The following is a 13,317-nucleotide window of genomic DNA, read 5'->3' on the forward strand; positions in this document are numbered from 1 at the left end:
CAAATCTCTCCTTATGTAATTTGTTGTTGAATCATAATACTTAAGTATTTTTTTATTAAAGTAGTAGTAGTTTTAAATTTTTTAGCACTTTCTACCAATTTTACACTAATAAATTGGAAACTACAAGCACAAATATACAAAGCAGCTGCTAATGCTGCTGCTTGATTTTTATTAGGTAATGTTGGAAACAAATTCTCAAAATAACTATCCAATAAAAACAAGCAAATACCATAAATACCTGGATCATCAATATGAACTTCATCTTCAAATATTTTTGTAATCTTTAAATAAACGAGTGATTCTTGTCATTGTGTTATTTTTTTTGGATTAATTTTAAATGTATCATGACCTTTTATTAATTCTATTTCTTCATCAATACCTTGATTATTTAATATAAATAATAGTTGTGTTTTATTTATATTATTTATATTTTTATTTGTAAGATAAATCTTAATTGTTGGCAAAATTAACCTAGCATTATGACTTTGTAAATAATAAAATGCCACCGGATGAAGATCTTCATCAAATGGATTCATTAATACATGACTTATTCTCTCTAAATTTCACTCATGACTTTCATTTTTATTATTTAATCTAATATGAGTAGTAATATTATGATGTAACTCTTGTAATGTAACTTCATGATGAATAGGAATATAAGGCATCTCTAATTCATGTTTGACCAACTTCATTGCTTGATCTCATTTATTTTCACTAATGAGGTGGTTAATTTTACCAATAATGTCTTGATAATAATTGTCATGATTTATCATTATTTAGTTAAACCTTCTTAGTATTTTAAAATTTAATGGCGCCCACGAGAAGATTCGAACTTCTGACCCCCGCCTTAGAAGGGCGGTGCTCTATCCACTGAGCTACGTGGGCATAACATTTACCATAAGTAATCTTAACTTGTTTGATTAAAAAATGCAATTATTAATTGGCTACTTTTCAATAAAATAATAATAATAATAATATATTTAATATTATTTTGATATTTCATTATGTACCTTTAAGTAATATTTTTTTAAAAAAAATAAAATATTTTCATTTTTTTATATTATAATATTTTTTGTAATTTAATAATTGTTCATTACTAATATAGAAATTATTTCTATATTAGGATTTTTATTAAATTAAATATTGAAAAAGAAAAGGAAGAAAAGTATTATGCCTAGTGAAATAAGTACAAAAAGAAAAGTAATTGCTGGTGTCACAATAACTACAGGAACATTAACAACAACTGCAGGAATAACAACAGCTTGTGTTGCTGCAGCACCTATGACTGGTGGTGCTTCATTATTACCAGTTGCTATTGGTACAACTTTAATAGCTGGTGGAATGGCTACTACTACAAATTTTGGAAGAAAAGAATCAAGAATTAACAAATTTTTAAGAACAAATCCTACTATCCCCACAGTAAGAGTATCAAAAGAAAATGTTAATCCTAATGACATTAAAGAATCACGATTTAACGAATTTTTAAGATTAAGTGGTTTTGTTTCTACAAAAAAAGTATCAAAAGCAAATATTACTCTTGATTACATTAGAGTATCTAATGAACTAGCAAATTCATCAAAAGAACCAGTTATGACAACCAGAAGTTTAATAGTAACTTCTGTCTAAAAAAACAAATTACATATTCATTTAAAAAATATTAAATTATAATTCATAAAATGCATAATATAACAAAAATAATTAATTTATATTATAATTATTTTATAATTTAATAAATGTTCATACCTAATATAGAAATTATTTCTATATTAGGATTTTTATTAAATTAAATTTAAATGAAAAGGACAAAGATTAAAAGATATGCCTACAGAAAATCAAATATTATTTAGCAAAGCAGAACTTAAAGGACTTACTAAAACACAAATACAATCATTTACAAACACTGTCAATAAACAAGAAATTGATAAATTTATTTTAAGTATCATTAAAGCAAATGTTAATAATGGGTTACCAATTTGAAGACAATTATTGCAACTATTAAGCCCATATCAAGTTTCAACAATTAATTCCAACTTAATTCCCTTATTTACAAAAAATAATTTACTGCTTTATGCTTTTTCAAAAAAACAAATGAAAGCACTTACAAAAATACAAATACAAGCATTTACAACAGAACAAATAAAAAATTTCAGTTATAATAAGTTTTCACTACTAGAAAAAGGAATAAGAAAAGCATTAAAAACAATTAATAATCAATTAACAATAGAATATGATTTTTATGAATTTAAATTTCAAATTGAATTATTAACTCCAAAACAATTAGAATGATTTACTTCTAATCAAAAGGCAGCATTTACCAAAGAACAAATACAAGTGTTTACAAAAGAACAAAAAAATCTTTTAATAAACCATCTATACAAACAAGAAATCAACAATTAAATTCAAATTTTAATGTGAATAATATAAATGCTATTTTTGAAACCGAAACATTACCTAAAACAAATAATCCAATAACACCTTCATGATAAAAAGTAATGCCTAATATTTAGGCATTACTTTTTATTGTAATTAAATTATTTTGTTTTTATTTTTTTTTATAACTAAAATTTCATACTTTTTTTATATAAGAATAAGAATAAGAATTTTAATTAAGTTATAATTAAAATATGAAATTTGATTAAACATTAGAATAATGATTTAATATATTTTAATTAAAATATAGTTATTATTGTTAATTATTTAGTATTAAGAGAGGGAAAAATATATGAACCAAGATTTGCAAAAACTTTTCCATGAAATGGATTTTAATGATGTTAATAATGAATTTAATCATGCCACTATTAAAAAAGTACAATATTTTCATCATAATCAACAAGTAATAATTACCATCAATTTACCTAATTTTCTAACAACTACTACTTTAAAAAGTTTTGAACAACATTTTGAAAAATTACCTGTTTCGAATATTAGTGTCGATTTTAATGTTTCTCTTACTGCTGATGAATCAACTGTATTAACATATTTTCATTATATTAAAACTCATAAATTGCAACTATTAGCTGGTATTTATTATTCTTTACCCGACTCAGCAATTAATTATAAAAATAATATTATTACCATTACTATTCATAATAGTATTGAAGAGAAATTAATAACTAATGAATTTTTACAATTTATTAATTACTTTCAACAATATGGTTTTAAAAAAATTCAATTAAAAACTAAAATAAATAAAGCAGAGCAACCATTTATTAGTTATGAAAATGAATCTAAAACAGAAATTAGCAAAATTACCAACAATTTAAAAACTAAAATTACTAAAAATAATGTAAGTAAAAATTTTAGTACCACTACTTATAGCAAAAAAGCAAAAGTTAATTTAGAAATAACAGACCCAACTCATAGCATTAAAGATATCATTGGCGACGAACCCAATATTATTATTAGTGGTAAAGTTTTTAAAATTAATAAATTTTTAACCAAAACTCAAAAATGATTTTATTCATTTTGAATTACTGATTATAGCGATGCAATTACTTGCAAAGCATTTATTAATAGCGATCAACCAGATGAGAAATTTGATAATATTAAAGTTGATGATTGAATAAAAATTAATGCTAATAGTCGTTATGATAATTATAGTAAAGAACAAGTACTATGAATTGATGATTTAATTATCGATTTAAATAATAAAAATGCTAACAATAATGATGATGCTAAAACTAAAAGAATTGAATTTCATACTCATACTAAAATGAGTGCTATGGATGGTATTACTTCAGCAAGTGATTATATCAATCAAGTAGCTAAATGAGGACACCAAGCAATTGGTTTTACTGATCACTTAAATGTACAAGCATACCCAGATATTGCTAATGCTGCTAAAAAACATCCAAACTTAAAAGTAATGTATGGTGTTGAAATGGATTTAATCCCCGATAATATTAGTATTACTAAAAATAATATTAATACATCATTATTAGATTTAGAATACATTGTTCTTGACTTAGAAACAACTGGTTTATCAACCAATTATCACGAAATTATTGAATTTGGTTATACAATTGTTAAAGACAATATGATTTTAAAACAAGATACAATTTTAATTAAACCAAATAATCCCATACCTGAACATATTACTGAACTTACTAGTATTACCAATGTTATGCTAAAAGATAAACAAACATTACAACAAATATTGCCAACAATTATTGAAATAATTGGTAATAAAACAATAGTTGCTCATAATGCTAACTTTGACTTTGGTTTTTTACAAGCAGCAATGAAACAATTGGGTTTCATGCCTTTAAATAATCCTGTCATTGATACTTTGCAATTATCTAGAGCAATTCTACCACAACTAAAATATTATCGATTAGGTACTATTTGTCGTACTTATGGCATTAAATATGATGATGAAATTGCTCACCGTGCTGATTATGATGCTAATGTATTAGCACAAGTATTTTTAAAAATGTTACAACAATTAAAAACAGAATTTAATTGTATTAATTTACAAGAAATTAATAACTTAATTAATGAACAAATTAATTATAAACTTCGTGGTGAACATATTACTATTTTTGCAAAAAATCAATTAGGTTTAAAAGATTTATATCAATTAGTTTCACTATCTCATACAAAGTATTTTTATAAAACACCAAAAATCATATCAGAAGCAATTAATGAAAATAGAAAAGAATTATTAATTGGTAGTAGTTGTATAAATGGTGCTGTTTTTGAAACAGCATTAAATAAAAGTGAAGAAGAACTAATTAAAATAATGAAGTGATTTGATTTTATTGAAATCCAACCACCTGCTGTTTATAAACACTTAATACAGTTAGGAAATATTACTAAAGAACAATTACATGATACTATTAAAAAAATTATTAATAATGCCCTTAAATTAAATAAATTAGTAATTGCTACTAGCGATGCCCACTATTTACATCCCCATGAAAAAATATATCGTGATGTTATTATTAATAGCAAAGCAATTGGTGGTTTATTGCACCCATTATTTGATCGTAAAGGTAAAGTTACATCATATCCTGATCAACATTTAAGAACTACTAATCAAATGTTAACAGAATTTAATTTTTTAGATGACCCTAATTTAATTAATGATATTGTTATTAATAATCCTTTGCAATTAGCTAAACAATTTGAAATGATTAAACCAATCAAAGATGGCTTATTTACACCAAGTATTATTAATGTTGATACTAAATTACGTAATCTTTGTTATGAACAAGCATGAAATCGTTACGGTAATCCATTACCAACATATGTAGAAAAACGTTTAACTCGTGAATTAGATGCAATTATTACTCATGGTTTTGCTGTTGTTTATTGAATTGCACACAAATTAGTAGAAAAATCTTTACAAGATGGTTATCTTGTTGGTAGTCGTGGCTCAGTTGGTTCATCTTTAGTAGCTACTTTTGCTAACATTACTGAGGTTAACCCACTACAACCACACTATTTATGTCCACAATGTAAAACTAGTGAATTTATTAGTAATGGTTCTTATAAGTGTGGTTATGATTTACCAAAAAAAATGTGTTCACAATGCAATATTGATTTAATTACTGATGGTCATGATATTCCTTTTGAAACATTCTTAGGATTTGATGGTGATAAAACACCTGATATTGATTTAAACTTTTCTGGTGAATATCAAAATAAAGCTCATGATTTTACTAAAGAAATGTTTGGTGAAGAAAATGTTTTTCGTGCCGGAACAATTTCAACAATTGCCAATAAAACAGCTTATGGTTATGTTAAAGCTTATGCAGAAAAAATTGGTCAATCAGATATGCGTGCAGCAAAACTAGAGTTACTAAGTCAAGGATGTGTTGGAATTAAAAGAACAACTGGTCAACATCCTGGTGGTATTATTGTTGTACCAAAAGAATATAATATTAATGATTTTACACCAATTAATTTTCCAGCTGATGATACTAGTTCTACATGAAAAACTACCCACTTTGATTTTAATGCTATTCATGATAATTTATTAAAATTAGATATTCTAGGTCATGTTGATCCAACAGCATTAAAAATGTTAGAAAATTTAACTGGTATTGATCCAAAAACAATTCCTAATCAAGATGAAAAAGTTTTATCATTATTTTCTAATTTAAGTTCCTTAAATATTACTAGTGATGATTTACTTGGCGAAAAAACAGGAGCAATTGGTATCCCTGAATTTGGTACTGGTTTTGTTCGTAAAATGTTAAGTGATACATTACCTACTTCATTTTCTGAATTAGTACAAATATCTGGTTTATCACATGGTACTGACGTTTGATTAAATAATGCTGATGAATTAATTTCACAACAAGGTTTAAAACTAAAAGATGTAATTGGTTGTCGTGATGATATTATGACTTATTTAGTATATCAAGGCTTACCAGCAAAAATTGCTTTTAATATTATGGAAGATGTCCGTAAAGGAAAAGGCATTAAACAAGAATATGAAAAGTTAATGCAAGAAAAGAAAGTTCCTAATTGATACATTCAATCTTGCAAAAAAATTAAATATATGTTTCCTAAAGCACACGCTACTGCTTATGTATTAATGGCATGAAGAGTAGCTTGATTTAAAGTTTATTATCCACATGAATATTATGCTACTTATTTTACAACAAGATGTGAAATTTTTGATATTAAAACTATGTTACAAGGTATTGGTGCTATTACTAATAAATTAAAAGATATTAATAACAGATTAAGAAAAAATGATGGTCAAAAAAATACAGTTACTACTAAAGAAAAAGATTTAATCCCATTATTAGAAGTGGCATTAGAAATGAATGCTAGAAATATTAAATTTAGCAATATTAGTTTAGAACATTCTGATGCTAAACTTTTTCAAGTTAAAGTAATAAATGGTGAAAAACAAATTTTACCACCATTTATTACTTTAGATGGATTGGGTGAAATTGTGGCTAATTCAATTGTTAAAGCAAGGAGTGAACAAGCAATTACTTCAAAAAATGATTTACAACTACGAACTAATATTACTAAAACTAATTATCAACTATTAAATAAGTTAGGAGTATTAGAACATTTAGAAGAAAATACACAATTAATGTTAGAATTATAATACAAAGAAAAAAGAAAAGATGTGGGATTATTATGTATAAATTAAGTAACAAAGCCAACTTTTATATACGTTTATCTGCATTAATAATGATAATTTTATTTTTAATTATTGATTTAATTAGTGCAATATATTATCCAATGGAAAAATTTGAACATTTAGGATATGGTGAACGAGTAAGTAACTACTATGCTTTTTTTACTACTGAGAGTAATTATATGGTTGTTATTTATTTTTGTGTTTATTTATTTGATTCTTATTTTCGTGGTACTAAACCAAGTTTTCAAACTCGATTAGCAGTAACTGTTTATATTACTATTACGATGTTAGTATTTTGAATAGGTATTTTCACTGCTGAGCAAGATCCAAAACAATACAGTGCTTATAATTGAATTACAACATTAATTTTACACTTATTAATGCCAATAATTATGATTACTAGTTTTATTGTTACGTCAGGTCATCAATATATTAATATGAAACAACAACATAAAATATATTTATGATTAATTGTTATTTATCCAGCAATTTATTGTATTGTTATTCTAATTAGAGGTCATTTACGTTATTTAGATTTTATAGAAACTGGTCATCCACCAAGAGATACATGATATCCATATTTTTTCTTTGATTATTCAAATGGCGAATATGGATGATTAATCGCTGCTAGTGCTGTTGTTTTTGTTTTTGGTTTAGTTTTCAGTTTACAATATTTTTATATTTGAATTAATAACTTAATGTTCAAACGTTATCAAACTTCTGAACATCGTTTATATGATTTTTATCAAAAAATATTACGTCAACTTAATAAAAAAAAGAAAAGTTAGGTGATTGTAATTGAAAATTAACTTGAAAACAATGTTAAAACATGCACAAATTAACAAATACGCAATCCCAAGTTTTAACTTTGATAATTTAGAAATGTTAATTGCAATTACTAATGCAGCCGAAAAACAAAAAGCACCAATATGTTTAATGATAACACCTAACACTATTAATTGTATTGATTTAAAATATGTACTTGCTATTATTAATAATGTTATTAATCGTGCAAAAGTACCAATTTTTTTACAACTAGACCACTGTCTTGATCCACACTTTATTAAAACTAAAATTACATCTGATTTTAGTTCAGTTATGTTAAATTACAGTAACTATCCAATTAAAGAAAATATTGAAAAAACTAAAGATATTGTTCATTTTGCTGCTCCTTTGGGTATTATTGTTGAATCAGAAATTTTTTACAATAATACAAAAGGAGATATTACTAATGATATTAATTTAATTGAACAAGCAATATTATTTAGAAATAAAACTAATATTAATTGTCTTGTATTTACTGCTATCAATAGTCATCATCAAGATAATAGACAAGATTTAAAAATTTCTCTAATTAAAGAAATTGCTATTAAAATGCCTGAAATTTTTTTAGTATTACATGATAATATTACTATTAATGATGAACAATTAACTCTAGCAATTAAAGCTGGTATTACTAAAGTTAATATTAGTAGTGATTTAAGAAAGATTTACGTTGAAAGTCTAAAAAAAAGTTTGCAAACTAATTCTAATTTGTCTAATCTTAATACATTAACAGAAAATGCAATGATAGCTATTCAGAAATTTGTTGAAGAAAAAATAATTCTCTTAGGAGCAAATAATCGATATAAATTTTAGTTTTTATACTTATAAAGTATATTTCAAAATAAAATAAAAAGTGAACAATATTGTTCACTTAAAATAGTAACTATTTTATTTTTTTAAAATATAAATAATTAAGAAAATTACTCAAAACTTTTTCATTCAAATTTATTATCCTATTTATAATAAGATTTTATTATAAAGTAAAGATTAAAAAAATATATCTTTAATAGTAATAGCAATAAAGATAACTAAAAATAATATAGCTCCAGCAATACTGACAATAATTTTATATTTTTCATTTAATTTTTTTCTTGTTACCGCTTCAACTGCATTTTCAACAAATTTATAACCATCCAATGGCGGAATTGGTAACATATTTAATAAAAATAAATTAGATGATAATAATGCTGCTCAACGAAAATATGTACTTGCTGCTTGTGTTGATGATAAATCAGGATTTAAAAAACTATTAGTTGATTTAACAATACCAACAGGTCCTGATAAATTTTGTCAATGAAAAGTAACTAATTGTCCTAATGCTTGTAAAAGACTGTAACTATCTTTAAAAGTATCAATGATACCATTACTAATAACTTGCCCTGCATTTAAATAATAACTACCTTGACTAACACCAATGAATAGTACACCTTTTTGTTCTACTGGTTTAAAAGTAACAGTTTTATCATTTTTATTATCAAAAGTAATTTCGTAATCAGCAATAACTGTACCATTAGTAGTCTTTTTATTATATTTACTTAATCATGCTTCTAAATCATAATATGATTTAATTGATTGTTTAGATTCAATATCACCAGTATTATAAATACTAGTAATAACATCAGTATCTAAAATTTTAAAAGTTGGATTATGTTCATTATATTCTTTAACTGCTTCATATAATGGTCCTGTTGTTGCATAAGTTGGTGGCAAGTTAGGATCATATTTATGTGGATAAATTCCATATCCAATCATTAATAAAATAAAAGCTAATAATAAATTCATTAGTGCACCTGCACTAATGAAAGCTGCTTTTTTACCACGTTGCAAGTTTTCCATCATTCGTTTACCATCAATTACTTCATCTTCTCGTCCTTTAGGAGCATCAGCAATTTCTGAAGCAATAGAAACATAACCACCCAATGGTAATAGTCTTAAAGTATAACGTGTTTCTTTTTTACCTCACTGCAAAAGTTTTGGTCCCATACCAATAGCAAATTCATATACATATGCTCCTGATAATTTAGCAATTACAAAATGAGCAAATTCATGCAATGTAATTAAAAATAATATTGTAAATAAACCAATTAAAATGGCTAAAAATATATACATAACTTCATCCTTAAATTTTATATATTAAGCAATAGCTGCTAGAGTAATTAGAGAACCAAAAATAACTACTGTTGAAAATGAATCTAAACGATCTAATAATCCTCCATGTCCAGGTAAAATATTTGAAAAATCCTTAACATGATAATTACGTTTCAAATAAGAAAATAATAAATCACCCATTTGACTAACGATTGAAAGAATAAAACTAGTAGCAAAATAAGCAATATAGATTGGTGCTTTACTATTAACTTCTAAAAAAGGCAATGGATTATAATTACTTGTTTCTAAAAAAACAGTTACTGTTATCATACTTAAAATAACTGCTGTTATTAAACCAGTAATAGCACCTTCTCAAGTTTTATTTGGTGATATACTTGGTTCCATTTTTGTTTTACCATAAATTATACCACCAATAAAAGCACCAACATCATTAGACATAACAATAATGAATAAAAACAATAATGTTGGTCATCCTAGTTTTGAAAGTTTAATTTCTGATAACATTAAAAAATTAACAGCTTTAACAACAAATACTAAATAAATAATTCAAGTAAAAATAAAAATAACATCACTTAATTGAAAATTTTTACTTCGTCAAGCAATTAAAATAAAAATACAAATGAAAAATAATAAAGTTAATAAAGTCATTCAAGTTTCAAATCAATAATGATTATAAATATATGGACCAAAAGTTTCTTTACCAAGCGGAACTCATAAAAGTATGACTCCTGTTAAAATTATAGAAATTTTAAGTACAATTGATCAATTTGATTCTTTTTTTAAATTAATAATTTCTCATAAACAACCAATAAAAATTAAAGTATTAATTATCATAAATGTATAGGCTGATCACTGTGGTTTATTACCAAAAATTGGTTCTAAATAAACTGCCCCAATAAACATTCATAATACACCACAAGCAATTAACATAAAGCTTGTAAGAATACGATTTCGATAGGTTCTAAAAAAATTACTAAGTTTTGCAAAAAAAGAAATTTTAGATTTTATATTTTCTTTATTTATTATCTTTTTTTTCACAATATTTAACCCCTAACTTTTTATTGCTTTATTGCTAAATTTTCATTAAATCGGCTTTTTTATTGTTTTCTATTAATACAAGTTCTTTAATTTTACTATCAGTTAAATCTTGAATTGTAGTTTCTGCATGCTTTTCTTGATCTTCTGGTAATTTTATTTTTTTCAGATTTTGAACAGCATCACGTCGACAATTACGGATTTTAACTTTATATTCTTCAGTTTTTTTACTCAAATCTTTAACTAAAGATTTACGAACGTCTTCTGTTAATTGTGGGAAAATTAAACGTATATTCTCTGCTTCGCTTTTAATTTGTAATTTCAAATCAGCTTTTGTAACAGCTTCTGTAATGTCTTTAATTAAACTGCGATCATATGGTTTAATTAATAATTGATGTGCTTCTGCTACTTTAACTTGCGCAATATTACTTAAACTATCAACACCACCATAACATTTAACATTAACTCCTTCTAAGATATTAGGATTAGCTCTTCCGGTGCGAATTTTGTTAATTTCATTTTTATAACGTAAAATTATTTCATTCATCAGATTTGTGGCTTCTAAAATAATAACTTCCATATTTGTTTTCCTCCTAGTTAATAATTTTAAGTTGTTTTTAAATCAAACTATAAAAATTATATAATAATTTTTATTAAAACCAATGGAAAACTATTTAAAAAAATAAAAAACATCATTAATTAATGATGTTTTTTTATTAATATCTTTGGATTTTATTTTCATCATTGTTTAAATCAACTAGGGCGGTTGTCAAAGTTACGAAATAATTAATTATCATATTAGTAACTTATTTCCGAAATTACCATTTAAAAATGATGATAGACAAATTAAATTCTCTTTTACCCTTAAATTTATATTCGACGTACTTTAAAAAATATAGATTTTATAAGATAAAATAAAAATTATTAACAAGGAAAAAGACAAGAAATAATCTTGTCTTTTTTTGTAATTGTAAAATTTTAAAATTTTTAATAACCGTCTTTAACGCTATTATCAACACGTGTTAGGGAACTAAAAAAGTGAACTACAACACAGTTGTTAAAAATAGTAGCTAGAACATGTGGACTTGCATGAATAAATAAAAAGTGGAGTGATACCTAATAAATTATACTAACCATTTAATGGTAATTCTTGGGGTGGGAGCGAATTGGAAACTAGTATATATAGACCTACTAGGGAACCTACTATATTAATTCTATTCTTTATTTAACCAACCTTGCCACTCCCCAGTGAGCAAGTGTTGGTTTTATTTTTTATTTTTTTTGAAAAATTTTTTTGGGCGAGAAAATAAATTTCAAACTTGTAAAAAAAATTGAGCGGTGCCGGTTCAATTAAAATATTAATTTGTTTAACACAAATTAAATAAATATTGAATCGAATGCCTCAATGTTTTTTAAAATTTCACAATTTATTTTTGAGCCCAGAATTTCTGGAATGAATAAAACTAATAATAGTATTATTAATAATTTAAAAATCAAAATATATGTCCTTTATGCTAGAAGCAACAGGACATATTAGGAAAGGATTATTATGCAAATAGAATTTAAAAAAGAACAAATTGTTAAAGATAAACCACAATCTATTCTTATTGATTATGTTGAATATAAATTATCACTTCCAAAATGAATGATTAAAAATAATTCTTTTATTGTTGATAATAATTACACATATTGGGTTTTTAATTCTGAAAATATTAAAAGAGAATTAAATGGTGATGAATTAACAAAATTATTAGAACCATATATTTCTGAACAGAAAATAACTGTTAATAAACAAGAAACACCCAAAGAATATTATCTTAATGATATAAAACTTGAACCATTAACATTTTATGAACAGCATAATAGTTGATTTATTGGTGAAATAACTGATAGTAAAACAAAGATTACTAATCCTTGTTTTAAATATAATGTTACATGAGAAGAAAACAGAAAAGGTTTTAAACTAAATAATCCATATAACCATAATGATTTGTCAATTAATTATATAGTCACTTCTTATAAACATATTTCAACTCATAATGAAAAGATATTTTATTTATAAAGAAAAAAAACTATGAATAATAAAAATAAAAAATGTGAATTAAGAGTTTGTATGGATAAAGTTTGAAAAGAATGTATTAATAATTCTACTAAAACTATTAAATATAAAAATTGACCAATACCTTATTTAATATGTGACAGTTGTTATAACAAAATACCTAAATACCTTAAACAAACAG

At 24.4% G+C, this 13,317-nt stretch carries 10 protein-coding genes and 1 tRNA gene; 6 read left to right on the forward strand and 5 right to left on the reverse strand.

The annotated features are described in order from the left end of the window. Nucleotides 1-11 precede the first annotated feature (11 nt). Together AAHM95_RS07920 and AAHM95_RS07925 are read right to left on the reverse strand one after the other, a co-directional pair. A complete protein-coding gene (locus AAHM95_RS07920) occupies nucleotides 12-773 on the reverse strand; it encodes a DUF3196 family protein (protein WP_342274588.1) in 762 nt (253 codons plus the stop codon). A 36-nt stretch (nucleotides 774-809) separates the two neighbouring features. Next, nucleotides 810-885, reverse strand: a tRNA-Arg gene (locus tag AAHM95_RS07925). Between the two features lie 285 nt (nucleotides 886-1,170). Between AAHM95_RS07925 and AAHM95_RS07930 the strand changes: the two genes are divergently transcribed. The 5 genes from AAHM95_RS07930 (at nucleotide 1,171) to AAHM95_RS07950 (ending at nucleotide 8,746) form a co-directional block, all read left to right on the forward strand. Continuing rightward, on the forward strand, nucleotides 1,171-1,626 hold the full coding sequence (locus tag AAHM95_RS07930; protein ID WP_342274589.1) for a hypothetical protein: 456 nt from the start codon (nucleotides 1,171-1,173) through the stop codon (nucleotides 1,624-1,626). A 192-nt stretch (nucleotides 1,627-1,818) separates the two neighbouring features. Then, nucleotides 1,819-2,397, forward strand: coding sequence for a hypothetical protein (locus AAHM95_RS07935; protein WP_342274590.1), 579 nt, complete (start codon nucleotides 1,819-1,821; stop codon nucleotides 2,395-2,397). 325 nt (nucleotides 2,398-2,722) lie between these two features. Next, the gene (locus tag AAHM95_RS07940; protein WP_342274591.1) at nucleotides 2,723-7,072 is read left to right on the forward strand and encodes a PolC-type DNA polymerase III; all 4,350 of its coding nucleotides are present in this window, start codon (nucleotides 2,723-2,725) and stop codon (nucleotides 7,070-7,072) included. A 137-nt stretch (nucleotides 7,073-7,209) separates the two neighbouring features. Then, on the forward strand, nucleotides 7,210-7,896 hold the full coding sequence (locus AAHM95_RS07945; RefSeq protein WP_342274592.1) for a Pr6Pr family membrane protein: 687 nt from the start codon (nucleotides 7,210-7,212) through the stop codon (nucleotides 7,894-7,896). 10 nt (nucleotides 7,897-7,906) lie between these two features. Continuing rightward, nucleotides 7,907-8,746 (forward strand): class II fructose-bisphosphate aldolase, encoded by an 840-nt coding sequence (locus AAHM95_RS07950; RefSeq protein ID WP_338976269.1) that lies wholly within the window; start codon nucleotides 7,907-7,909, stop codon nucleotides 8,744-8,746. 174 nt (nucleotides 8,747-8,920) lie between these two features. Here AAHM95_RS07950 and AAHM95_RS07955 read toward each other — a convergent pair whose 3' ends face one another. From AAHM95_RS07955 to AAHM95_RS07965, 3 genes are read right to left on the reverse strand one after another with little or no spacing between them, the layout of a single operon-like run. After that, on the reverse strand, nucleotides 8,921-10,042 hold the full coding sequence (locus tag AAHM95_RS07955) for a site-2 protease family protein (RefSeq protein WP_342274593.1): 1,122 nt from the start codon (nucleotides 10,040-10,042) through the stop codon (nucleotides 8,921-8,923). A 24-nt stretch (nucleotides 10,043-10,066) separates the two neighbouring features. Then, nucleotides 10,067-11,080 (reverse strand): phosphatidate cytidylyltransferase, encoded by a 1,014-nt coding sequence (locus AAHM95_RS07960; RefSeq protein WP_342274594.1) that lies wholly within the window; start codon nucleotides 11,078-11,080, stop codon nucleotides 10,067-10,069. 34 nt (nucleotides 11,081-11,114) lie between these two features. Further along, nucleotides 11,115-11,624, reverse strand: coding sequence for a ribosome-recycling factor (locus AAHM95_RS07965; RefSeq protein ID WP_342274595.1), 510 nt, complete (start codon nucleotides 11,622-11,624; stop codon nucleotides 11,115-11,117). A 1,002-nt stretch (nucleotides 11,625-12,626) separates the two neighbouring features. Here AAHM95_RS07965 and AAHM95_RS07970 point away from each other — a divergent pair. After that, a complete protein-coding gene (locus tag AAHM95_RS07970; protein ID WP_342273800.1) occupies nucleotides 12,627-13,139 on the forward strand; it encodes a hypothetical protein in 513 nt (170 codons plus the stop codon). Nucleotides 13,140-13,317: the final 178 nt, after the last annotated feature.

Origin of the sequence: Spiroplasma endosymbiont of Phycita roborella, from assembly GCF_964031195.1 — a bacterium.
GTDB lineage: Bacteria > Bacillota_I > Bacilli_A > Mycoplasmatales > VBWQ01 > Spiroplasma_E > Spiroplasma_E ixodetis_A.